17 protein-coding genes are annotated in these 24,995 nt (G+C 53.4%); 8 read left to right on the top strand and 9 right to left on the bottom strand.

The annotated features are described in order from the left end of the window. The first annotated feature begins 1 nt into the window (after nt 1). The 6 genes from mukF to OGX81_RS17110 all read left to right on the top strand — a co-directional run bounded on the left by mukF (nt 2) and on the right by OGX81_RS17110 (nt 10,018). Nucleotides 2-1,324, top strand: coding sequence for a chromosome partition protein MukF (gene mukF / locus OGX81_RS17135; protein ID WP_058668967.1), 1,323 nt, complete (start codon nt 2-4; stop codon nt 1,322-1,324). Beyond that, nucleotides 1,305-2,009 (top strand): chromosome partition protein MukE, encoded by a 705-nt coding sequence (gene mukE / locus OGX81_RS17130; RefSeq protein WP_024130476.1) that lies wholly within the window; start codon nt 1,305-1,307, stop codon nt 2,007-2,009. The genes mukF and mukE overlap by 20 nt, the downstream gene beginning before the upstream one ends. Further along, complete coding sequence (gene mukB / locus OGX81_RS17125; protein ID WP_104868837.1) at nt 2,009-6,478, top strand: chromosome partition protein MukB; 4,470 nt, start codon at nt 2,009-2,011, stop codon at nt 6,476-6,478. Before mukE ends, mukB begins: the two co-directional genes overlap by 1 nt. Before the next feature lie 272 nt (nt 6,479-6,750). Continuing rightward, entirely contained in the window at nt 6,751-8,613 is a 1,863-nt protein-coding gene (ldtD, locus tag OGX81_RS17120; protein WP_104868836.1) for a L,D-transpeptidase, read from the top strand. 180 nt (nt 8,614-8,793) lie between these two features. Beyond that, on the top strand, nt 8,794-9,342 hold the full coding sequence (gene mepK, locus OGX81_RS17115; RefSeq protein WP_012132998.1) for a peptidoglycan L,D-endopeptidase MepK: 549 nt from the start codon (nt 8,794-8,796) through the stop codon (nt 9,340-9,342). Nucleotides 9,343-9,370: 28 nt separating this feature from the next. Then, nucleotides 9,371-10,018: an MBL fold metallo-hydrolase gene (locus OGX81_RS17110; RefSeq protein WP_012132997.1), complete on the top strand. Its 648-nt coding sequence runs from the start codon at nt 9,371-9,373 to the stop codon at nt 10,016-10,018. A 72-nt stretch (nt 10,019-10,090) separates the two neighbouring features. Here OGX81_RS17110 and aspC read toward each other — a convergent pair whose 3' ends face one another. The 4 genes from aspC to pncB form a co-directional block, all read right to left on the bottom strand. Beyond that, nucleotides 10,091-11,281, bottom strand: coding sequence for an aspartate transaminase (gene aspC / locus OGX81_RS17105; protein WP_104868835.1), 1,191 nt, complete (start codon nt 11,279-11,281; stop codon nt 10,091-10,093). A gap of 184 nt (nt 11,282-11,465) precedes the next feature. After that, a complete protein-coding gene (ompF, locus tag OGX81_RS17100; RefSeq protein ID WP_047457749.1) occupies nt 11,466-12,584 on the bottom strand; it encodes a porin OmpF in 1,119 nt (372 codons plus the stop codon). A 595-nt stretch (nt 12,585-13,179) separates the two neighbouring features. Next, a complete protein-coding gene (gene asnS, locus OGX81_RS17095; RefSeq protein ID WP_104868834.1) occupies nt 13,180-14,580 on the bottom strand; it encodes an asparagine--tRNA ligase in 1,401 nt (466 codons plus the stop codon). 215 nt (nt 14,581-14,795) lie between these two features. Next, the gene (gene pncB, locus OGX81_RS17090; protein ID WP_071258278.1) at nt 14,796-15,998 is read right to left on the bottom strand and encodes a nicotinate phosphoribosyltransferase; all 1,203 of its coding nucleotides are present in this window, start codon (nt 15,996-15,998) and stop codon (nt 14,796-14,798) included. A 685-nt stretch (nt 15,999-16,683) separates the two neighbouring features. On the opposite strand from pncB, the gene OGX81_RS17085 reads away from it, so the two are divergent. Next, nucleotides 16,684-17,691 carry a stealth family protein gene (locus OGX81_RS17085; RefSeq protein ID WP_012132987.1) on the top strand — a complete coding sequence of 336 codons (1,008 nt, stop codon included), beginning with the start codon at nt 16,684-16,686 and terminating at the stop codon, nt 17,689-17,691. A 214-nt stretch (nt 17,692-17,905) separates the two neighbouring features. After that, complete coding sequence (gene pepN / locus OGX81_RS17080) at nt 17,906-20,518, top strand: aminopeptidase N (protein WP_104868833.1); 2,613 nt, start codon at nt 17,906-17,908, stop codon at nt 20,516-20,518. Nucleotides 20,519-20,590: 72 nt separating this feature from the next. Here the strand turns inward: pepN and ssuB are convergent, their stop codons facing one another. From ssuB to ssuE, 5 genes are read right to left on the bottom strand one after another with little or no spacing between them, the layout of a single operon-like run. Continuing rightward, complete coding sequence (gene ssuB, locus OGX81_RS17075; protein ID WP_104868832.1) at nt 20,591-21,358, bottom strand: aliphatic sulfonates ABC transporter ATP-binding protein; 768 nt, start codon at nt 21,356-21,358, stop codon at nt 20,591-20,593. Further along, a complete protein-coding gene (gene ssuC, locus OGX81_RS17070; protein ID WP_012132983.1) occupies nt 21,355-22,146 on the bottom strand; it encodes an aliphatic sulfonate ABC transporter permease SsuC in 792 nt (263 codons plus the stop codon). The genes ssuB and ssuC overlap by 4 nt, the downstream gene beginning before the upstream one ends. 11 nt (nt 22,147-22,157) lie before the next feature. Further along, a complete protein-coding gene (gene ssuD, locus OGX81_RS17065) occupies nt 22,158-23,303 on the bottom strand; it encodes an FMNH2-dependent alkanesulfonate monooxygenase (protein WP_104868831.1) in 1,146 nt (381 codons plus the stop codon). Further along, entirely contained in the window at nt 23,300-24,274 is a 975-nt protein-coding gene (locus OGX81_RS17060) for a sulfonate ABC transporter substrate-binding protein (protein ID WP_012132981.1), read from the bottom strand. The genes ssuD and OGX81_RS17060 overlap by 4 nt, the downstream gene beginning before the upstream one ends. Then, on the bottom strand, nt 24,267-24,842 hold the full coding sequence (ssuE, locus tag OGX81_RS17055) for an NADPH-dependent FMN reductase (RefSeq protein WP_012132980.1): 576 nt from the start codon (nt 24,840-24,842) through the stop codon (nt 24,267-24,269). The genes OGX81_RS17060 and ssuE overlap by 8 nt, the downstream gene beginning before the upstream one ends. Between the last annotated feature and the right edge of the window lie 153 nt (nt 24,843-24,995).

Here is a 24,995-nt window from a genome sequence, read left to right as displayed (position 1 = left end):
TATGAGTGAATTTTCCCAGACAGTCCCCGAACTGGTTGCCTGGGCCAGAAAAAATGACTTTTCCATCTCTCTGCCGGTAGACCGACTTTCGTTCCTGCTGGCGGTAGCCACGCTGAATGGCGAGCGCCTGGACGGGGAGATGAGTGAAGGCGAACTGGTGGATGCGTTCCGCCATGTCAGTGATGCGTTTGAGCAAACCAGCGAAACCATCGGCGTGCGCGCCAACAACGCGATCAACGATATGGTACGTCAACGTCTGCTGAACCGCTTTACCAGCGAGCAAGCGGAAGGCAACGCCATTTATCGCCTGACGCCGCTCGGGATTGGCATTACCGATTACTATATCCGCCAGCGTGAGTTTTCCACGTTGCGCCTTTCCATGCAGCTATCCATTGTCGCGGGTGAACTGAAGCGGGCGGCGGATGCGGCAGATGAGGGCGGCGACGAATTTCACTGGCATCGCAACGTTTATGCGCCGCTGAAATATTCGGTCGCGGAAATTTTCGACAGCATCGACCTGACCCAGCGCATCATGGATGAGCAGCAGCAGCAGGTAAAAGACGACATTGCGCAGTTGCTGAACAAAGACTGGCGCGCGGCGATTTCGAGTTGCGAACTGCTGCTTTCTGAAACATCCGGCACGCTGCGTGAGTTGCAGGATACGCTCGAAGCGGCTGGCGATAAATTACAGGCCAATCTGTTACGCATCCAGGACGCCACGATGGCGCATGACGACCTGCATTTTGTGGATCGTCTGGTGTTCGATCTGCAAAGCAAACTCGACCGCATTATTAGCTGGGGTCAGCAATCCATCGACCTGTGGATTGGCTATGACCGACACGTACACAAATTTATCCGTACCGCGATTGATATGGATAAAAACCGCGTCTTTGCCCAGCGACTGCGCCAGTCCATCCAGAGCTATTTTGATGAGCCGTGGGCGCTGACCTATGCCAACGCCGATCGTCTGCTGGATATGCGCGATGAAGAGATGGCGCTGCGCGATGAAGAGGTGACCGGCGAACTGCCGCCGGACCTGGAATATGAAGAATTTAACGAGATCCGCGAACAACTGGCGGCGATCATCGAAGAACAGCTGGCTATCTATAAATCCAGACAAGCCCCACTGGATCTCGGCCTGGTAGTGCGCGAATATCTGGCGCAATACCCACGAGCGCGTCACTTCGACGTGGCGCGTATTGTTATCGATCAGGCGGTACGTCTTGGCGTAGCGCAAGCAGACTTCACCGGACTGCCAGCCAAATGGCAGCCGATTAATGATTACGGAGCCAAGGTACAGGCGCATGTCATTGACAAATATTGAACAAGTGATGCCGGTTAAGCTGGCGCAGGCGCTGGCAAACCCGTTATTTCCGGCGCTGGATAGCGCATTACGCTCCGGCAGACATATCGGTCTGGATGAGCTGGATAATCATGCCTTCCTGATGGATTTCCAGGAGTATCTGGAAGAGTTTTACAGTCGCTATAACGTCGAACTGATTCGCGCGCCGGAGGGTTTTTTCTACCTGCGCCCGCGTTCCACGACGATTATCCCGCGCTCCGTCTTGTCTGAACTGGACATGATGGTGGGTAAAATCCTCTGTTACCTCTATCTCAGCCCGGAGCGGTTGGCAAATGAGGGGATTTTTACCCAGCAGGAACTGTACGATGAGCTGCTCGCCCTGACAGACGAAGCCAAATTGCTGAAACTGGTCAACAACCGCTCAACGGGGTCTGACGTGGATCGTCAGAAACTACAGGAGAAGGTGCGCTCGTCGTTAAACCGTCTGCGTCGCTTAGGGATGGTGTGGTTTATGGGCCATGACAGCAGCAAATTCCGCATCACGGAATCGGTGTTCCGCTTTGGCGCGGATGTGCGTACCGGTGACGATCCGCGTGAAGCGCAGCGTCGCTTAATCCGCGATGGGGAAGCCATGCCGGTTGAAAATCACCTGCAACTCAACGATGAGACCGAAGAGAATCAGCCGGACAGTGGAGAGGAAGAATAATGATTGAACGCGGTAAATTTCGCTCACTAACGCTGATTAACTGGAACGGCTTTTTTGCCCGCACCTTTGACCTCGATGAGCTGGTCACCACGCTGTCCGGCGGGAACGGCGCCGGTAAATCCACCACGATGGCGGCGTTCGTCACGGCGCTGATCCCGGACTTAACCTTACTGCATTTCCGTAACACCACGGAAGCCGGGGCCACCAGCGGATCGCGCGATAAAGGCCTGCACGGTAAGCTAAAAGCGGGCGTCTGTTATTCCATGCTCGACGTCCTCAATTCCCGCCATCAGCGTGTTGTGGTGGGCGTACGTTTGCAGCAGGTCGCCGGACGCGATCGCAAAGTTGATATCAAACCGTTTGCCATTCAGGGCTTGCCGATGTCGGTGCAGCCGACGCAGCTGGTGACGGAAACGCTGAACGAGCGCCAGGCGCGCGTGTTGACCCTCGCGGAGCTGAAAGAGAAGCTCGATGCGATGGAAGGCGTGCAGTTTAAGCAGTTTAACTCGATCACCGATTATCACTCGCTGATGTTCGATCTGGGCATCATTGCCCGCCGTCTGCGTTCTGCGTCCGATCGCAGCAAGTTCTATCGTCTGATTGAAGCCTCGCTGTACGGCGGGATCTCCAGCGCGATTACCCGTTCCCTGCGTGACTACCTGCTGCCGGAAAATAGCGGCGTGCGTAAAGCGTTCCAGGATATGGAAGCCGCGCTGCGTGAAAACCGTATGACGCTGGAAGCGATCCGCGTAACCCAGTCGGATCGTGACCTGTTCAAGCATTTGATTAGCGAAGCCACTAACTACGTGGCGGCGGACTACATGCGCCACGCCAACGAACGCCGGGTTCATCTGGATAAAGCGCTGGAGTTTCGTCGCGAGCTGTACACATCGCGTAAGCAACTGGCGGCGGAACAGTACAAACACGTCGACATGGCGCGTGAACTGGGCGAGCACAACGGTGCGGAAGGGGATCTGGAAGCGGATTACCAGGCCGCCAGCGACCACCTGAACCTGGTGCAGACCGCGCTGCGCCAGCAGGAGAAGATCGAGCGCTACGAAGCGGATCTCGATGAGCTGCAAATTCGTCTCGAAGAGCAAAATGAAGTGGTGGCCGAAGCCGCCGACATGCAGGAAGAGAACGAAGCCCGTGCGGAAGCCGCCGAGCTGGAAGTGGATGAACTGAAAAGCCAACTGGCGGACTATCAGCAGGCGCTGGATGTGCAGCAGACGCGCGCGATTCAGTACAACCAGGCGATCCAGGCGCTCGACCGCGCCAAAGCGCTTTGTCATCTGCCTGACCTGACGGCGGACAGCGCCGCAGAATGGCTGGAAACGTTCCAGGCGAAAGAGCAGGAAGCAACGGAAAAACTGCTTTCGCTGGAACAGAAAATGAGCGTGGCGCAAACCGCGCACAGTCAGTTTGAACAGGCATATCAGTTGGTGGCCGCCATTAATGGCCCGCTGGCGCGTAATGAAGCCTGGAGTGTGGCGCGCGACCTGCTGCGCGAAGGTGTGGAACAGCGTCACCTGGCGGAGCAGGTTCAGCCGCTGCGTATGCGTCTGAGTGAGCTGGAACAGCGCTTGCGCGAACAGCAGGAAGCTGAACGCCTGCTGGCGGAATTCTGTAAACGTCAGGGCAAACATTTCGACATTGATGAGCTGGAAGCGCTGCACCAGGAGCTGGAAGCCCGCATCGCCGCCCTGTCGGATAGCGTTTCTAACGCCCATGAACAGCGTATGACGCTGCGTCAGGAGCAGGAGCAACTCCAGTCCCGCATTCAGCACTTAATGCAGCGCGCCCCGATCTGGCTGGCGGCGCAAAACAGTCTGAATCAGCTGTGCGAACAGAGCGGCGAAGAGTTTACCTCCAGCCAGGATGTAACCGAGTATCTGCAACAGTTGCTGGAGCGCGAGCGTGAAGCGATTGTAGAGCGCGACGAAGTTGGCGCGCGTAAGAATGCGGTTGATGAAGAGATTGAACGCTTAAGCCAGCCGGGCGGCTCGGAAGACTCGCGTCTGAACGCGCTGGCGGAGCGTTTTGGCGGCGTACTGCTGTCGGAAATCTATGATGACGTCAGCTTCGAAGACGCGCCGTACTTCTCCGCGCTGTACGGCCCGTCCCGTCATGCTATCGTGGTGCCGGATCTGTCGCTGATCGCCGAACAGCTTGAAGGGCTGACGGATTGCCCGGAAGATCTCTATTTCATCGAAGGGGACCCGCAGTCGTTCGATGACAGCGTCTTCAGCGTTGATGAGCTGGAAAACGCGGTGGTGGTGAAAACCGCCGAGCGTCAGTGGCGTTATTCCCGTTTCCCGACGGTGCCGATCTTTGGTCGCGCCGCGCGTGAAAACCGTATTGAAAGTCTGCATGCTGAGCGAGAAGGGCTGTCTGAACGCTTTGCGACGTTGTCCTTCGACGTGCAGAAAACTCAGCGTCTGCATCAGGCGTTCAGTCGTTTTATCGGCAGCCATCTGGCGGTCGCGTTTGAGGCCGACCCGGAAGCGGAAATTCGCCAATTGAATGGCCGTCGCGTTGAACTGGAACGCGCGCTGGCTACGCATGAAAACGACAACCAGCAGCAGCGTATTCAGTTTGAACAGGCGAAAGAGGGCGTCTCCGATCTGAACCGCTTACTGCCGCGCCTGAACCTGCTGGCGGACGACACGCTGGCTGACCGCGTAGATGAAATTCAGGAACGTCTGGATGATGCGCAGGAAGCGGCGCGTTTTATACAGCAACACGGTAATCAGTTAGCCAAACTGGAGCCGATCGTCTCGGTTCTGCAAAACGATCCCGAACAGTTTGAGCAACTGAAAGAAGATTACGCATACTCCCAGCAAACGCAGCGGGATGCGCGTCAGCAGGCTTTTGCGCTGACCGAGGTCGTACAGCGTCGGGCGCACTTCAGCTATTCCGACTCGGCCGAAATGCTGAGCGGCAACAGCGATCTGAACGAAAAACTGCGCCAGCGTCTGGAACAGGCGGAAGCCGAGCGTACCCGTGCCCGTGAAGCGTTACGCGGTCATGCCGCGCAACTCAGCCAGTACAATCAGGTTCTGGCCTCACTGAAAAGCTCGTATGACACCAAGAAAGAGCTGCTGGGCGACCTGCAACGTGAATTGCAGGATATCGGCGTGCGCGCCGACAGCGGTTCGGAAGAGCGCGCGCGTATCCGCCGTGACGAACTGCATACGCAACTGAGCAATAACCGCTCACGTCGTAACCAGCTGGAAAAAGCGCTGACCTTCTGTGAAGCAGAAATGGATAACCTGACCCGTAGACTGCGCAAGCTGGAACGCGATTATCATGAAATGCGCGAGCAGGTGGTCACCGCGAAAGCCGGGTGGTGCGCGGTGATGCGGATGGTGAAAGATAACGGGGTAGAGCGCCGTCTGCATCGTCGCGAGTTGGCTTATCTGTCGGCAGATGAACTTCGCTCCATGTCGGATAAGGCGTTGGGTGCGTTGCGTCTGGCGGTGGCGGATAATGAACACCTGCGTGATGTATTACGTATGTCGGAAGATCCAAAACGACCGGAACGTAAGATCCAGTTCTTCGTGGCGGTTTACCAGCATCTGCGGGAGCGTATTCGCCAGGATATCATCCGTACCGATGACCCGGTTGAGGCCATCGAACAGATGGAAATTGAGTTGAGTCGCCTGACGGAAGAGCTAACCTCCCGCGAACAGAAGTTGGCGATCAGCTCGCGCAGCGTGGCGAACATTATTCGTAAGACGATTCAGCGCGAACAAAACCGTATTCGTATGCTGAACCAGGGGCTGCAAAACGTCTCATTCGGTCAGGTGAACAGCGTGCGTCTCAACGTTAACGTGCGGGAAACGCATGCGACCTTGCTGGATGTTCTTTCCGAACAGCATGAGCAACATCAGGATCTGTTTAACAGCAACCGCCTGACCTTCTCTGAAGCGCTGGCGAAGCTGTATCAGCGCCTGAATCCGCAGATTGATATGGGGCAGCGTACGCCGCAGACCATTGGCGAGGAGCTGCTGGATTACCGTAACTATCTGGAGATGGAAGTCGAGGTCAACCGTGGTTCAGACGGCTGGTTGCGTGCGGAGTCCGGCGCGCTGTCTACCGGTGAAGCGATTGGTACCGGGATGTCCATTCTGGTGATGGTAGTACAAAGCTGGGAAGACGAAGGCCGCCGCTTGCGCGGAAAAGATATCTCCCCATGCCGCCTGCTGTTCCTTGATGAGGCTGCGCGTCTGGATGCGCGTTCCATCGCGACGCTGTTCGAACTGTGCGAACGTCTGCAAATGCAGCTTATCATCGCTGCGCCGGAAAACATCAGCCCTGAGAAAGGCACTACCTATAAGCTGGTGCGTAAGGTTTTCCACAATACCGAACACGTTCATGTGGTCGGACTGCGTGGCTTCGCTCCACAACTGCCGGAGACCCTACCTGGCACTGGCACCGAAGATGCCTCGTCGCAGGCCGCCGGGTAAGTAAGATGAAGACGGCCTTCGCGCCGTCTTTTTTCATCATAAAATCGATCAATAGAAGTCTGAAAAGCACCTTACACCAGGTGCTTTTTCTTTAAACTTCTTTACATTAGGTTAGGCAAAACCTTTTTGATGTTTATATACTGAAGGTAAGCCTGACGAGTAAGCAGGCTTGCTCGTCATACTTCAGAAGGTATTGGCGTTTTCAGGTTTTTACCCAATGTGAGCGGGCAACCTGGCTATTCAAAGTATGATAAAGAAACAGGGGGCAAGGGATGTTGCTTAACAAAATTTGTAGTCGTCGGCTGTCGGCAATCAGTTTATGCCTGGCCGTAACATTTGCTCCACTGTTCAGTGTGCAGGCCGATGAGCCTGAAATGATTCCTGGCGACAGCTCAGCGACCGTCAGCGAACAGCCTACCGCGTTGTCACAGCCGCAAGCGCAATCGCCTGCGACAGCGGTAATGGCGGGGATTCAGCCGCTGCCGGAGGGGATCTCTGCGGAGAAAGCCCGGGCTGAATTACAATCGCAACTTCCTTCTGGTTATACGCCGGTTTATCTGAATCAACTGGAACTGCTGTATGCCGCCCGCGATATGCAACCAATGTGGGAAAATCGCGATGCGGTGAAAGCGTTTCAGCAGCAGCTGGCGGAAGTGGCCATCGCCGGGTTCCAGCCGCAATTTACCACTTGGGTCGCGCTGCTGACCGACCCGTCAGTCACCGGTCTGGCGCGAGATGCTGTTTTATCCGACGCCATGATGGGCTATCTCCATTTCATCGCCAATATTCCCGTAAAAGGGACGCGCTGGCTGTACAGCGACAAACCTTATGCGCTGGCAACACCGCCGCTTTCGGTGATCAACCAGTGGCAGATTGCGCTGGACAACGGTCAACTGACGACGTTTGTCGCCAGCCTTGCGCCACAGCATCCGCAATACGCCGCGCTGCATGATTCACTGAAAAAGCTGGTTAGCGACGCTCGTCCCTGGCCGCAGTTGACCAGTACCGCGACGTTGCGTCCTGGTCAGTGGAGCAATGATGTGCCTGCGCTGCGTGAGATTTTACAGCGTACCGGTATGCTGGAAGGCGGGCCTAAGATAGCGCTCCCGGGGGATGACGTGGCGGCCGATGTGGTTGTCAGCCCTTCCGCCGTTGCGGTGGAGTCTGCCGCCGTGAAACCTGTTGCCCGGCAATCCACTCAGCGCAGCCAACCCGCTCCGGCAGTCCGTGCGGCTTATGATCGTGAGCTTGTTGATGCGGTGAAACGTTTTCAGACCTGGCAAGGACTGGGAGCGGATGGCGCTGTCGGCCCGGCGACGCGCGAATGGTTGAATGTGACGCCTGCGCAACGTGCAGGGGTACTGGCGCTGAATATTCAGCGTTTGCGTTTACTGCCAGGAGAATTATCAACGGGCATTATGGTCAATATTCCGGCCTATTCGCTGGTTTATTACCAGAACGGCAACCAGGTGTTGGCTTCCCGGGTGATTGTTGGCCGCCCCGATCGGAAAACTCCAATGATGAGCAGCGCGCTTAATAACGTGGTGGTGAATCCGCCCTGGAATGTGCCGCCAACACTGGCCCGAAAAGATATTCTGCCCAAAGTCTGGAATGATCCAGGGTATCTGGAACGCCACGGTTATACCGTTATGCGCGGCTGGAACAGCAAAGAGACGATTAACCCGTGGCAGGTGGACTGGTCGACCATTACGCCATCGAATCTGCCGTTCCGCTTCCAGCAGGCGCCGGGCGCGCACAACTCGCTGGGGCGTTACAAATTTAATATGCCAAGTTCAGACGCGATTTATCTGCACGATACGCCGAATCACAATCTGTTCCAGAAAGATACGCGAGCGCTCAGCTCCGGCTGCGTGCGTGTGAATAAGGCCTCTGAGCTGGCAAATATGCTGCTTCAGGATGCAGGCTGGAACGATACGCGGATTTCGGATGCGCTGAAGCAAGGTGATACCCGGTACGTCAACATCCGCCAGAATATTCCGGTGAATCTGTATTACCTGACGGCGTTTGTGGGAGCAGACGGACGCACTCAGTATCGTACAGATATTTACAATTATGATCTGACTGCGCGATCCAGCGCACAAATTGTGTCAAAAGCAGAACAATTAATCAGGTAAATGAAGAAGTTCTGATAAATCTGTTGTCGTAATATTGGTCATCGGCAGGGCTGATTCGCTGCAAGCCCCGCCGTTGCTGGGGATGGGCCACCTTGACGTCGGCTTTTTTGCCAGTTAAGGTGCCCCTCGTGCGCCAGAAGTGCATATTAACGAAAACATTTACCTGTAGACCTGATTATCATGGACAAATTTGACGCTAATCGCCGCAAGTTGCTGGCGTTTGGTGGCGTTGCTCTCGGCGCCGCCATCTTGCCTACGCCAGCATTTGCCACACTCTCCACCCCACGTCCGCGTATTTTGACACTGAACAACCTCCATACCGGAGAGTCAATTAAAGCGGAGTTTTTCGACGGAAGAGCCTATATTCAGGATGAATTAGCAAAACTAAACCATTTTTTCCGTGATTTTCGCGCGAATAAAGTGAAAGCCATTGACCCAGGATTGTTCGACCAGCTCTTCCGCCTGCAAGGCCTTTTAGGCACCCGTAAGCCCGTACAGCTCATCTCGGGTTACCGCTCATTGGATACCAATAACGAACTGCGTGCGCACAGTCGTGGAGTGGCGAAAAAAAGCTACCACACGAAAGGGCAGGCGATGGATTTCCATATTGAAGGCGTTTCATTAAGTAATATTCGCAAAGCTGCGTTATCTATGCGCGCAGGTGGTGTAGGATACTACCCACGCAGTAACTTTGTGCATATTGACACCGGGCCGGCACGGCACTGGTGATCCGCAGACTTAACGAAACAGGAGCAGTATGAACTATCGTATTATTCCGGTCACCGCATTCTCCCAGAACTGTTCATTGATCTGGTGTGAGCAAACCCGTCTGGCCGCGCTGGTCGATCCCGGCGGCGACGCACAGACCATCAAACAGGAAGTGGACGCCAGCGGCGTGACGTTGATGCAGATCCTGCTTACGCACGGTCATCTCGATCATGTTGGCGCGGCGGCGGAACTGGCAAAGCATTATGGCGTGCCAGTGATCGGCCCGGAAAAAGAAGATGAGTTCTGGCTACAGGGTTTACCGGCGCAAAGTCGCATGTTTGGTCTGGAAGAGTGTCAGCCGCTGACGCCTGACCGTTGGCTGAATGAGGGAGATCGTATTAGCGTAGGGAATGTGACTTTACAGGTGTTGCATTGTCCTGGGCATACGCCGGGCCATATCGTCTTCTTTGATGAGTCTTCACGGCTACTGATTTCCGGTGACGTGATCTTCAAAGGCGGCGTTGGGCGCAGCGATTTCCCGCGTGGCGATCACGCTCAGCTGATTGATTCGATCAAGCGTAAATTATTGCCGTTGGGCGATGATGTGACGTTTATTTCGGGTCATGGGCCGATGTCGACGCTTGGCCATGAGCGGCTGCATAACCCGTTCCTGCAAGATGAAATGCCGGTCTGGTAAATTCTGTCCGGCCTGCAATGGGAAACCACTGTAGGCCGGGTAAGCGCCAGGCACTACCTGGCGCTATGATACTTACAGTACGGCGACAATGGCTTCGCACAGCGGAGCCATGTTATCCGGCGTCATTCCAGCCACGTTGACGCGACCAGAAGCCACCGCATATACGCCAAACTCTTCACGCAGACGCAGTACCTGCTCTTTCGTCAGGCCGCTGAATGAGAACATGCCATTCTGTTTGGTGATAAAGCTGAAATCGCGATTTGCGCCTTTTTCCTGCAACGTATTGACGAACAACAGACGCATGCGCTGAATACGCTGGCGCATATCGGTCAGTTCCTGTTCCCAGATAGCACGCAGGGCATCGTTGCTCAGGATAGTCGCTACAACGGATGCGCCGTGTGCCGGAGGGTTAGAGTAGTTGGCGCGAATGGCGGATTTCATCTGGCTGAATGCGCGGTCAACGGTTTCTGCATCTGCGGCAACCAGCGTACAGGCACCGACACGCTCGTTATACAGGCCAAAGTTTTTAGAGTAGGAACTGGCGACGATCAGCTCTTTATGCAACGCTGCGAACGCACGCAGACCTTCCGCGTCCTCTTCCAGACCGCGAGCAAAACCCTGATAGGCGAAGTCAAACAGCGGCAGCCAGCCTTTTTCGACAGAAAGCTGAGCCAGCGTTTGCCACTGTTCCAGCGTCGGATCGATACCGGTTGGGTTATGGCAGCAGCCATGGAACAGAACGACGTCACCAGCCTGCGCGTTATTGAGGCTTGCCAGCAAGGCATCGAAATCAAGCGCGTGGTTTTCTGCATCGTAATAAGCGTATTCGCACACTTCCAGACCGGCGGAATTAAACACGCCCTTATGGTTTGGCCAGCTTGGATTACTTACCCACACGCGTTTTACCGCCGTATTTTTTGCCAGGAAGTCCGCGGCAACACGGAGCGCGCCAGTACCGCCTGGCGTTTGCGCGGTGCGAGCGCGTTTGTCATTGATCAGCGCGCTACCTTTGCCAAACAGTAATTCCTGCGTGCAACGGCCGAATTCTGGAATACCATCAATACCGAGATAGTTTTTGGTGGTTTCATTTTCCAGTAAATACTGCTCGGCTTTTTTAACGCTGGTTAACACCGGCGTTTTGCCTGTCTCATCTTTATAGACACCGATACCAAGGTTAATTTTTCCGGGACGGTCATCGACACGAAACAGATCGGCCAGGCCCAGAATAGGGTCGGCAGGGGCGGCGGTAATGTTCTCAAACATGACGAGGTTCCATTGTGGTTACAGAAGGGAAATCCGTAATCAGGTTAACGGCAGATTTACAAAATGCCAACTGTTAGTGACAAAAAGCCTGAGTGTTTTTTTAAGACGCCAGATTTTGCTGGCAGACATAAAAAAACAGGACCGAAGTCCTGTTTTTTAGGCATTTAACAAAGAGGTCTGCTGATTAGAACTGGTAAACGATACCTACAGCAACCGTGTCGTCAGAGCCTACGCCCAGTTTGTTGTCAGAATCAATCTGGTTGATGATGTAGTCAACATAGGTGGACATGTTTTTGTTGAAGTAGTAAGTCGCGCCAACTTCTACGTAGTTGACCAGATCTTCGCTACCCACGCCTTCAACGTTTTTGGCTTTGGACTTGGTGTAAGCGATGGACGGACGCAGACCGAAGTCGAACTGATACTGAGCAACTAACAGGATGTCCTGAGTTTTGTTGGCGAAGCCGCCGTCGATAGCCGTGGCGTTACGGGTTTCACCGTAGTTGGCTGCCAGGTAGATATTGTTGGCGTCGTATTTCAGACCAGTAGCCCACTGCTCAGCGGTTTTACCACGACCAGCAAGGCGAGAATCTTGCTGAGCGTTGGTGCGGTCAGCGGCACCGTAAGCACCAACGATACCAAAGCCTTCGAATTCATAGCTCAGAGATGCACCCCAGCCGTCGCCGTTAGAGCGCTGTACGTCGCTGAAGTTACTGGAATCGTCTGCGTTAACAACATAGTTGCTTGCGCGCTCGTTTTTGCCCAGATACTGAACGCCGAAGTTCAGGCCGTCAACCAGACCGAAGAAGTTGGAGTTACGGTAGGTTGCCACACCGCCAACACGGCCAACGAAGAAGTTATCGCTGTATGCGGTGTCACCACCAAATTCTGGCAGCATATCGGTGTAGCCCAGTGCATCGTAAACGATACCGTAGTTACGACCGTAGTCCAGAGAACCCGCATCGCCGAGTTTCAGACCCGCGAATGCCAGACGGGTTTTGTTGCCTTTCTGAGAGTCAGAACCACCTTCGGATCTGTTACCGCTGAACTGGTATTCCCACTGGCCGTAACCGGTCAGTTGATCGTTGATCTGGGTTTCACCTTTAAAACCCAGACGTGCATAGGTCTGGTCGCCATCACCGCCGTAGCTGTTTTTGCCGTTGTCTTTAGAGAAGTAGTGCAGACCTACCGCTTTACCGTAGAGGTCCAGTTTATTGCCATCTTTGTTATACACTTCGGCTGCGTTTGCGGCGCCAGCTGCCAGCAGGGCAGGGATTACCACTGCCAGGATATTACGCTTCATCATTATTTATTACCCTCATTGGTTTTTATATGACACCTGCCACTGCCGCCAATAAATTCTGTCAATAAAAATTTACGGAACTATTGATGAGAGTTTGGTGTCTTTATGTGTCTGACAAGCATCTTTCCATTCAAACCACCGTTTCGCTACCGTGAAAGTGCTACAAAGATAAAGAATTGGTTTCAAAAAGAAAAAATGTGTAACTAAATGTTTTATTTTTGGCGCTTTGTGAACGACTTCAAATTTCGGGCCAATTTCAGCCACCATTTCCCATTTTTATTTCTATTTATATGATTTCCTTATGTTTAATTTTTCTAAACATAGCACTTACTGCAAATGTGATTGAACACGGGTGTGATTGATAACTTTTTTCAGACGTCTGGAATGCCGTGCGATTGATTAAAAATTATGCTATCAGGTGAGGAAAAACTAATCCGCAATGATCGGAGGGATTATTTTTTGTACTGAGATGTTGCAATGAAATATCAGGTAACAGGAAGGGGGAGCTGAGGGGCTTGTTTTTAGATTTGTTTACTTCTTATCCATAAAACTTGACATTCTGAGAGAGAAAAAGGCCAGCAAAGCTGGCCTTTTAAAATCAGAAACTGGCGTTACGTGGAGTACGCGGGAACGGAATCACATCACGAACGTTTTGCACGCCGGTGACATAAGCGATCAGACGCTCGAAGCCGAGACCGAAACCTGAATGCGGAACAGTACCGTAGCGGCGCAGATCGCGATACCACCAGTAATCTTCTTTATTCAGGCCCATTTCCGCCATACGGGCATCCAGTACGTCCAGACGCTCTTCACGCTGGGAACCCCCAATGATTTCACCAATGCCCGGCGCCAGAACATCCATTGCCGCCACGGTTTTACCGTCTTCGTTAAGGCGCATATAAAACGCTTTAATGTCTTTCGGGTAGTTTTTCACTACCACTGGCGCTTTAAAGTGCTCTTCTGCCAGATAGCGTTCGTGCTCAGAGGAGAGATCCACACCCCAGTAAACCGGGTTTTCGAATTTCCTACCGCAGTTTTCCAGAATTGTGACCGCATCGGTGTAATCAACCTGGGCAAAGTCTGCATCAATAAAATGTTCCAGACGAGAAATCGCATCTTTATCGACACGCTCGGCGAAGAATTTCATATCATCCGCGCGTTCATCCAGTACGGCTTTGAAGACGTATTTCAGCATCGCTTCGGCAAGGCCAGCTACGTCATTCAGGTTGGCAAAGGCGACTTCCGGCTCCAGCATCCAGAACTCAGCCAGGTGGCGGCTGGTGTTGGAGTTTTCTGCACGGAATGTAGGGCCAAAGGTATAGATTTTGGACAGGGCGCACGCATAGGTTTCGCCGTTCAACTGGCCGGATACGGTCAGGAAAGATTCTTTACCAAAGAAGTCTTTATCAAAATCGACTTTGCCCTGGTCGTTACGCGGCAGGTTTTCCAGATCCAATGTTGATACACGGAACATTTCACCCGCGCCTTCGGTATCGGAGGCGGTAATCAGCGGCGTCGAAACCCAGAAGAAACCCTGCTCGTCAAAGAAACGGTGCAGCGCTTGCGCCAGCGTATGGCGCACGCGCGCGACTGCGCCAATCATATTGGTGCGCGGACGCAGGTGCGCGACTTCACGCAGATATTCGATACTGTGGCGTTTCGCCGCCATCGGATAGGTATCAGGATCTTCAACCCAACCGGTTACTTCAACCGTGGTGGCCTGAATTTCAAAACTTTGCCCTTGTCCTGGAGACGCAACGACTTTACCCGTGACGATAACCGAGCAGCCGGTTGTCAGGCGCAATACGTCTTCATTGTAATTGGGCAGAGAATTATTAATGACAGCCTGTACAGGATCAAAGCAGGAACCGTCATAAACGGCGAGGAAGGAGATGCCAGCTTTTGAATCTCGGCGGGTACGCACCCATCCGCGCACGGTGACTTCGCTGTCAACGGCTACGCGGCCCTGGAGTACGTCGGCTACAGGCACAACGCTCATAATATTCTCTCTGTTAATAGTCGGAAAAAATAAACACTTGTCCACCCTGCTTGGGGGGATACCTATGTTACCTGGCATCTGCAATCAGACAAGCAGAATTCGCAGCTGGAGCGAAAGATTTCGGAAATAAACATGAAAAGGGAAGCAAAGTCGCGATAAGACGCGCTTTCTGTCGACCGGATAGCGGCGCAAGCGCGTTATCCGGCCAACAATGATTAACTGGCTTTCTTTATATGAGGAAGGTCAAAAGCTTTACGTAATGCACGCACAAAAGCTTTGTCATGACAGATTGTTTTCCCCGGGCTGTCTGACAATTTGGCGACCGGTTTGCCGTTACATTCCACCAGCTTGATGACAATATTGAGCGGCTTCACCTGCGGGATATCGCAGGTCAGACGGGTGCCAATACCAAAGCTCAACTGCACGCGTGAAGAGAAGTGACGATAGAGATCGACTGCTTTCTTCAGATCGAGGTTATCTGAGAAGACCAGCGTCTTACTCAGCGGGTCAATGCCCAGCTTCTGGTAATGGGCGATGGCTTTTTCACCCCATTCAACCGGATCGCCAGAATCGTGGCGTAAGCCCTGATAACGCGTGGCAAATTCGGTGCCGAAGTCGCGTAAGAAAGCGTCCATCGTGATGCAGTCCGTCAGCGCGATACCGAGCTGGTTAGGGTATTCATTCAGCCAGGCGGCGAGAGCTGCGCGCTGGCTGGTCGCCAGATCCGGGCTGATTTGCTGATGCGCCTGGAACCATTCATGCGCCTGTGTGCCCATAGGCGTAAGCGACAGCCGACGGGCGAGATCGTAGTTACTGGTGCCGACAAACCACGGTTCCTGCTGAAGGCGTTTGACGATGGCCTGCTGCACTTCGCGAGAGAAACGGCGACGGGTGCCGAAATCCATCAGATGGAAGCGGGACATATCGAGATCGGCGGTTAATGCAGAGAAATCGACGAGTTTACTTTCCAGCGCATCAAGCGCCTGCGCCACACCCATTTCCGGCGAGCGGTAACGGTGCACCAGTTCGCTGATCACCGCCAACAGCGGGACTTCCCACATGATGACTTCGCGCCACGGACCGGTTAAGCGGATGTTTAGCTTCCCGTTATCGTTGGTCACGCAGACCTGTTCCGGGTTATAGCGGAAGTCACGTAACCAGTTGAGATAATCAGCTTTAAAGAAGGGCAGGCCGGAGAGCCACTGGAACTCGTCCTCCTGAAGTTGCAGGTGTTGCATTGCATTCACCTGCTCGCGAATAGCGTCGGCGTAAATACCGAGCAGGTCGTCACCACGGCAACGAAATTCAGCCGCTACATGCACATCATAGTAGTGGTGAAAAACGGCTTGCTGCATATGCAACTTATAAGCGTCTGTATCCAGCAACGAGTGCAGAACAGGAGAAGCGAATTGTGTCATAGGTGCGCAGTAGCATCCTCTCACGGGAGCGTTTAGTACAATAAACAACTAAGAAAACCGCTGGAGTATACCTTGTTTAGCGATTTATTGAACCCCGATCACAACATAAGCTGTCTTTGCGGTCGAGTGCATTTCGTGCCGCGTGTTATGAAAATGTAGAACGTATGCTATTAACTCTTTGAATTTAATCACTGTTAGCCCCCGATGCCGCGCCCTGAGGGGCTGGTGGAGACAATGTTCATCCCGCCCCCAATAATCAAATTGATCAGATCGTGAAATATCGACGCGTAAGAATCATCTCATCGTTTGTTTTTTCTTCAAAAATCATTCTGCATTACCGGATAACAGGGCGATTCTATGACTTCTGTCCTTGATTTCATCTGAATCCGTCATGTATCATTTTCGCGATAAAGTATCGCAGAGCCTGTTCGAACCCAGGAAAACCCTCTATTACCTGGGCTTATCAATATTGAATCTTTATTCTCAAAGGCTTAAAGGGTATGAAAACGTGCCCGGCTGATGCTTTTATTACCTGATTATTTATGCGCGACTCACCGCTCCGGCGGGTTCATCGTCAGGCAATTTAACCGTGCTCATCTTGTTTGCCTTTGCCTTGATGGGGTTAAAAATAGCCTTTCGGACTTGTTATATTTTATGAGCGCAATGATTATTTGAGATAAAAACGATGAGTGATATTGATTTTGTTGTTTTATGGGTTGATTCAACCGATGTAGCCTGGCAAGAAAAGTTTACTGAGTTCAAAGGAAAAGGTAGCCACGGTGAGAGAGCCGTCCACCCTGCGCGGTTCAGGGATATGGGTATCTTTAAATATTGGTTCAGATGTGTCGAAAAATATGCGCCATGGGTAAGAAAAGTACATTTGGTTACCTGTGGACAAATTCCGTCATGGATCAATGTAGAACATGAAAAATTAAATATTGTCTTTCATGATGAGTTTATTCCGTCTGAATATTTACCAACGTTCAACTCTAATACGATAGAGCTAAATCTTCATCGGATAAAAGATCTCAGTAATAAATTTGTTTTATTTAATGACGATACGTTCATTACCTCTCCTTTGCGGGAAGATTTTTATTTTGATAATGGCTATCCTAATGACTTCCTCATCATAAAAAAACAATCACCTAAAAATAAAGACGAGATCATAATGAGGTCATCAGAATTTCTTAATGTCAGTGTCTTAAATACGCATATTAATAAAAAGACAATAATCAAAGAAAACAGACGTAAATACTATAGCTTACGTTATAAAAAAGGTCTGTTGAAAAATTTTATGAACCGTCGTGCAAGTTATTTTGAAGGCTTCTACGGTAAGCATCTTCCGCAGCCATTCCTGAAAAGTACATTCACTGAGATATGGCAGGCCGAAGAGGAGTTGTTGAAAAAATCATCAAGTAAAAGGTTCAGAGAGCCATTATGTTTAACGCAGTATTTATTCAGGTACTGGCAACTGGCCCACGGTAACTTTAATCCTAAGAACCCGGAAGGGCGTGGAGTATATTTCAATTTGTCGTCCAGTAACATAAACGAGGCCATCAAGACGCTGTCAAATGGCACCGCGCAGGCCTGTTTTAATGACACTGAAAAGTTACACGATTTTGAAAAGGTAACGACTACGCTAAGAAATGCCTTTGAAATGAGGCTTGGTCATAAATCAAGTTTTGAGATTTAAGCCTGTGGTTCTCATTGTACTGGCGATGTGACGTTTTCATTTGGCTGGTGGGGGCCTGAACGGCCTCCGTGATTTTAAACGTGACGCCTTTATGTTATAAAAATGTAGCAAAAAGAGTGTTTGTGTCTGAAAAGATGAACATTCTGCATAGCGCGATTTCGACAACAGGAATAGACTGGAGTCGGGACTCTACAAAAGATGCTAAAGGTTTTTTATGACACAACAGCCACAAGCCAAATACCGTCACGACTACCGTGCCCCGGATTACCAGATTACTGACATTGATTTGACCTTTGACCTGGATGCTGAGAAAACCGTCGTTACAGCACTGAGTCAGGCTGTCCGTCATGGCGCATCTGACGCGCCCCTTCGCCTGAGCGGTGAAGATCTGCGACTGGTATCCCTCCATGTAAACGATGCGCCGTGGACTGACTACAAAGAAGAAGAGGGCGAGCTGGTGATCGGCAGCCTGCCCGAGCGCTTTACTCTGCGCATTGTGAATGAGATCAGCCCGGCGGCGAACACGGCGCTGGAAGGCCTGTACCAGTCAGGCGACGCGCTGTGTACGCAGTGTGAAGCGGAAGGTTTCCGCCACATAACCTGGTATCTTGACCGCCCGGATGTGCTGGCGCGTTTTACCACCAAAATCATTGCCGATAAATCCAGATATCCGTTCCTGCTTTCCAACGGCAACCGTATTGCGCAGGGTGAACTGGATAATGGCCGTCACTGGGTGCAGTGGCAGGACCCGTTCCCGAAACCCTGTTACCTGTTTGCGCTGGTGGCGGGTGATTTCGATGTACTGCGCGATACCTTCATCACGCGTTCTGGCCGGGAGGTGGCGCTGGAACTGTACGTTGATCGCGGCAATCTGGACCGTGCGCCGTGGGCGATGACTTCGCTGAAAAACTCCATGAAATGGGATGAAGAGCGTTTCGGCCTGGAGTATGACCTCGACATCTACATGATCGTGGCGGTGGACTTCTTCAATATGGGCGCGATGGAGAATAAAGGTTTGAACGTCTTTAACTCCAAATATGTGCTGGCCCGCACCGATACGGCGACCGACAAAGATTATCTCGACATTGAGCGTGTTATTGGTCACGAATATTTCCACAACTGGACGGGTAACCGCGTTACCTGTCGCGACTGGTTCCAGTTGAGTCTGAAAGAAGGCCTGACCGTTTTCCGCGACCAGGAATTTAGTTCCGATCTCGGCTCCCGCGCGGTGAACCGCATCAGCAACGTGCGCACCATGCGCGGTCTGCAATTTGCTGAGGACGCCAGCCCAATGGCGCATCCTATCCGCCCGGATAAGGTCATTGAGATGAACAACTTCTACACCCTGACCGTCTACGAGAAGGGCGCGGAAGTGATTCGCATGATCCACACGCTGCTGGGCGAAACGAATTTCCAGAAAGGGATGCAGCTTTATTTTGAGCGTCATGACGGCAGCGCCGCTACCTGTGATGACTTTGTGCAGGCGATGGAGGATGCGTCGAATGTCGATTTGTCTCACTTCCGCCGCTGGTACAGCCAGTCCGGCACGCCGGTTGTCAGCGTACGGGACGACTATAACCCGGAAACGGAACAGTACACGTTGACCATTAGTCAGCGTACGCCTGCGACGGCGGATCAGGCAGAAAAGCAAGCGCTGCATATTCCGTTCGCGATTGAGCTGTACGACAACGAAGGCAACGTTATTCCGTTGCAGAAGGGCGGTCATCCGGTCAATTCCGTGTTGAATGTAACCCAGGCGGAGCAAACCTTTGTCTTTGACAATGTGTATTTCCAGCCTGTGCCAGCACTACTGTGCGAATTCTCCGCGCCGGTGAAACTGGAGTACAAATGGAGCGATCAACAACTGACGTTCCTGATGCGTCATTCGCGCAATGACTTCTCACGTTGGGACGCGGCGCAAAGCCTGTTGGCGACGTATATTAAGCTGAACGTTGCGCGCCACCAGCAGGGGCAGCCGCTGTCGCTGCCGGTACATGTGGCGGATGCCTTCCGGGCGGTTCTGCTGGATGAGAAAATCGATCCGGCGCTGGCGGCGGAAATTCTGACGTTGCCTTCGGTGAATGAGATTGCGGAACTGTTCGAGATCATCGATCCGCTGGCGATTGCCGAAGTCCGCGAAGCGTTGACTCGCACGCTGGCGGCGGAACTGGCAGACGAGTTCCTGGCAATCTATAACGCGAATCATCTTGATGAGTACCGCGTTGAACACGCCGACATTGGCAAGCGTACGCTACGCAATGCCTGCCTGCGCTTCCTGGCCTTTGGTGAAACCCACCTGGCGGATACGCTGGTGAGTAAGCAGTACCATGAAGCCAATAATATGACCGATGCACTGGCGGCGCTGTCGGCGGCGGTCGCGGCGCAATTGCCGTGCCGTGACGCGTTGATGCAGGAGTATGATGATAAGTGGCATCAGGACGGACTGGTCATGGATAAATGGTTTATCCTGCAATCCACCAGCCCGGCGGATAACGTGCTGGAAACGGTGCGTGGCCTCCTGAAGCATCGCTCTTTCAGTATGAGCAACCCGAACCGTATTCGTTCGTTGATTGGCGCATTTGCCGGGAGCAATCCGGCGGCGTTTCATGCTGAAGACGGCAGCGGCTATCAGTTCCTGGTCGAAATGCTGACGGACCTCAACAGCCGTAACCCACAGGTGGCATCACGCCTGATTGAACCGCTGATTCGTCTGAAACGTTACGATGCGAAGCGCCAGGAAAAAATGCGCGCCGCGCTGGAGCAACTGAAAGGGCTGGAAAACCTCTCTGGCGATCTGTTCGAGAAGGTTACTAAAGCGTTAGCCTGATAATATTGCCGGATGCGTCCGGCCTACCATTTACGTGTAGGCCGGATAAGCAACAGCGCCATCCGGCATTTTTTAACCGTGCTTGCGTAGCAGAGCCTCATTTTCGCCACGTTGCATCACCCGACCCAACACTTCCGCTTCCAGTTCCGCTAAACGTACCGTCCCCAGGCGGCGCGGCCTTGCGATATCCACCGTCAAGTCCAGACCAATTTTCCCGTCCTCGATCAACAGAACCCGATCGGCCATCGCCACGGCCTCGCTGACGTCATGCGTGACCAGCAGCACTGTAAAACCGTGTTCTTGCCATAACGAGACGATCAAATCCTGCATTTCCAGCCGGGTCAGGGCATCCAGCGCGCCGAGAGGTTCATCCAGCAGCAATAATCCAGGCCGGTGGATCAGCGCGCGGGCCAGCGCGACACGCTGTTTCTGCCCGCCGGACAGCGCCGCAGGCCACTCCGCCGCCCGGTTTTCGAGACCGACCGCCGCCAGCGCCTGACGCGCCGCATCCCGCCAGCCGCCTTTCAGACCCAATCCAACATTATCGATCACCGACTTCCACGGCAGCAGGCGCGCATCCTGGAACATCATACGCGTGTCGTCCTGGATCTCGGCCAGCGGCGTTGTTCCGGCAAGCAATTCGCCAGCTGTAGGGGATTCCAGACCGGCCAGCAGACGCAGCAGCGTACTTTTCCCGCCACCGCTGCGTCCAACCACCGCCACAAATTGCCCGGCGGGAATATGCAGATCCAACTGGTTCAGCACCGTGTTGTCAGCATATTGTTTGGTTACCGCGTTGAGCAGTAGCGGCGTTCCCTGATTAAGACGAGCGGTATTCATACGGTTGCCTCTTTCGTGTAATAAGCAGGATTCCAGCGCAGCCAGACGCGCTCTAACAGCTGCGCGCTGACGTCGGCGAGTTTACCGAGCAGGGCATACAAAATAATCGCGACCACGACGATGTCCGTTTGCAGGAATTCCCTGGCGTTCATCGCCAGATAGCCGATCCCGGCGTTCGCCGAAATGGTTTCCGCCACAATCAGCGTCAGCCACATCAACCCGAGCGCAAAACGGACGCCAACCATAATAGAGGGCAGGGCGCCGGGGAGGATCACATGCACAAACAGCGGGAAGCCGGATAAGCCATAGCTGCGAGCCATCTCCACCAGACCCCGATCGATATTACGAATCCCATGCCAGGTATTGATATAAATCGGAAACAGCGTTCCCAGCGCCACGAGAAAAATCTTCGCGCTTTCATCAATCCCGAACCATAAAATCACCAGCGGGATCAGCGCCAGGTGCGGCACGTTACGCAGCATTTGTACTGAAGTATCCAGCAGACGTTCTCCCCACCGCGACAAACCGCTGATCAGCCCCAGCGTCAGCCCGATAGAACCGCCAATTGAAAAGCCGATGAAAGCGCGCCACGAACTAATGGCCAGATGCTGCCAGAGTTCGCCGCTGGCGGAGAGTGTCCAGAATGCCGCGATCACCCCTTCGGGAGAGGGGAGTATGCGGGTTGACAACCAGCCCATCGAAGAGGCTATTTGCCAGACCGCCACGATGCCCACCGGTAAAAACCAGGGGGCAACGCGCAATAACCATTTGTTTGTGGGCGTTGCCATTGGCGTACTCCTTAACTCTGCGCGGCTTTACGGGGGATAAATTCATTGGCAACCGCTTCGCCTTGCTGGTGCAGAGGCTGCGGCTGCGGAATTTCCGGGATGGCGACGTCCAGATGCGGGAACAGCAGTTCGCCCACGTTGTAGGCCTCTTCCAGATGCGGATAACCGGAGAGCACAAAACTGTCGATACCCAGCGCCGCGTACTCATTAATACGTGCGGCGACGGTCGGGCCATCACCCACCAGGGCGGTTCCCGCGCCGCCGCGCACCAGCCCGACGCCAGCCCACAAGTTAGGGCTGATCTCCAGTTGATCACGCTTACCGTTATGCAGCGCGGCCATCCGGTGCTGACCGACAGAATCCGTTCTGGCGAATGCGGCTTGCGCTTTGGCGATCGTATCGTCATCCAGGTGAGCAATCAGGCGCTCGGCCGCACGCCAGGCCTCTTCATTGGTTTCACGCACAATAACGTGCAGGCGGATGCCGAAACGGATTTTACGCCCGCGAGCCGCTGCTTTGGCGCGTACCTGTTCAATTTTCTCTTTTACCTGCGCAGGCGGTTCGCCCCAGGTGAGATAGAGATCGACCTGCTCAGCGGCGAGATCCTGTGCGACATCCGATGAACCGCCAAAATAGAGCGGTGGATACGGTTGCTGAATGGCAGGGAAGAACAATTTTGCGCCACGAACATGAATATGTTTACCGTTGAAGTCCACCGTCTCGCCTTGCAGCAGGCGTCGCCATACCTGCGTAAACTCGGATGAGGCTTCATAGCGTTCGGTGTGGTCAAGGAAGACGCCGTCACCGGCCAGCTCCTGCGGATCGCTACCGGTAACCAGATTAAACAGCGCGCGGCCATTGGAGAGTCTGTCCAGCGTTGCGGCCTGACGGGCGGCAACCGTTGGCGACGTGACGCTTGGGCGCAGGGCGACCAGGAATTTCAGTCGCTGTGTGACCGGAATCATTGAGGCGGCAACCAGCCAGGCGTCTTCGCAGGAACGCCCGGTTGGGATCAATACGCCTGTAAAGCCCAGGCGGTCCGCCGTTTGCGCGATTTGTTGCAGGTAACCGTGATCGACCGGGCGCGAGCCTGCTTCGGTTCCCAGATAATGCCCGTCACCGTGGGTAGGTAAAAACCAGAACATATTCAGGCTCATAATTTTGCTCCTTCTTGTTGAGTGGGCTGCCAGATACGCTGGCGAATATCGATTTTTTTCGGCACCAGACGGTTGTCGTAAAACAGATCGGCGGTTTGCTGCTGCAAGGTAGCGACAGAGGCGCTCACCGGCGTAATGGTGGTTGGCGGGCGATGATCCAGATAGGTGGCAATCACCGGTTCAGGCAATCCCATCGTTTTTGCCAGCAGGGTGATACTCTGTTCACGCTGGCTTATCGTTAACGCATCGGCCTGGCTGAAGGTGTCCAGAACGCCCTGAATGAAGCTGCCGTTCTTTTCGGCATAAGGGCGCGCCGCCAGATAGAACGAACCGGTTTGTTTCAGGTCGGTCCCGTCTTTCAGGACGCGAACGCCACCCTGCAACAGCGCAGCGGAATAGTAAGGGTCCCAGATTGCCCACGCATCGACATTCCCTTGCTGGAACGCGGCGCGGGCGTCTGCTGGCGTCAAGTATGTGGCCTGGATATCGGTAAATTTAAGTCCGGCCTGTTGCAGTGCGCGCAACAGCAGATTGTGCGAACTGGAACCTTTCTGGAAGGCGACTTTGTGTCCTTTCAGATCCGCGACGGTTTTAATCGGACTGTTTTCAGGGACGAGAATGACCTCGGCTTTTGGTTTGGGAGGCTCAACGCCAACATAAACCAGGTCCGCTCCGGCAGCCTGCGCAAAAATAGGGGGAATATCGCCGGTACTGCCGAGATCGATACTGCCGACATTCAATGCCTCCAGCATTTGCGGGCCTGCCGGGAACTCAACCCAGGAGATTTTGGTTTGCGGGTAACGCTTCTCCAGCAGTTGGTGGCTTTTCGCCAGCACCATACTGATGCTGCCTTTCTGATAGCCGATGCGCAGTGCGTCAGGCGCTGACTCTGCCGCGTGTGACCAGGCCGAAAGCGAGAGTAATCCGGCCAGCGCCAGCCATTGAGGACGATGTCTGAAAAATTTAAACATGGGCAACGCCTCGTGGTGAATGAATGACGGGAACCGGCACATCGCGGCGGTGCAACGCTTGCCAGAATGTTTCAAGCGCGCTGTCAAGGCGATGTTGTAAATTAGGGGTGAACTGCGGTTTATGCTGGTAATCAATCACCTGGGAATCGTCGGCAAACACGCCGTGCAGGATCTCTTGTGCTTTCAGCGCGCTCAGCACCGGCTTGAGCGCGTAGTCAACGGCCAGTAAATGGGCGACAGTACCGCCGGTTGCCAGCGGTAATACGGCTTTGCCTTCCAGCGCTCGTTCAGGAAGCAGGTCGAGCAGCGTTTTTAACGCCCCGGAATAGGCGGCTTTATAAACCGGTGTTGCGACGATCAGCCCGTCTGCATCCTGCAATTGTTCAATAAATGTTTTTAACGCCGGGCTGTCGAAACGCGCATATAGCAAGTCTTCGGGGTCAAAGTTATGCAAATTCCAGTGGCTGACTTCGACATCCAGACTGTTCAGTTTTTCCCGGGAATATTCCAGTAACGCACTGGAACGAGAGGGAAAGCGTGGGCTTCCCGCCAGAGTGATGACGCGCATAATCTCAATCTCCCCTTATAACTAATTATTCGATTTTCATTAACATTGATAACAATTTGTGCAGTCTGACAGAGAGATTTTGTTTACCGAAATGATTTATGCGGGATAGAAAAGTTGGAAATTGAATAAAAAGAGGACAACAAGGAAAACGAT

Origin of the sequence: Citrobacter sp. CK206, from assembly GCF_030333125.1 — a bacterium.
GTDB lineage: Bacteria > Pseudomonadota > Gammaproteobacteria > Enterobacterales > Enterobacteriaceae > Citrobacter_B > Citrobacter_B koseri.
The sequence above is the reverse complement of the archived record's forward strand: the minus strand, read 5'-3'. Positions and strand labels throughout refer to the sequence as shown.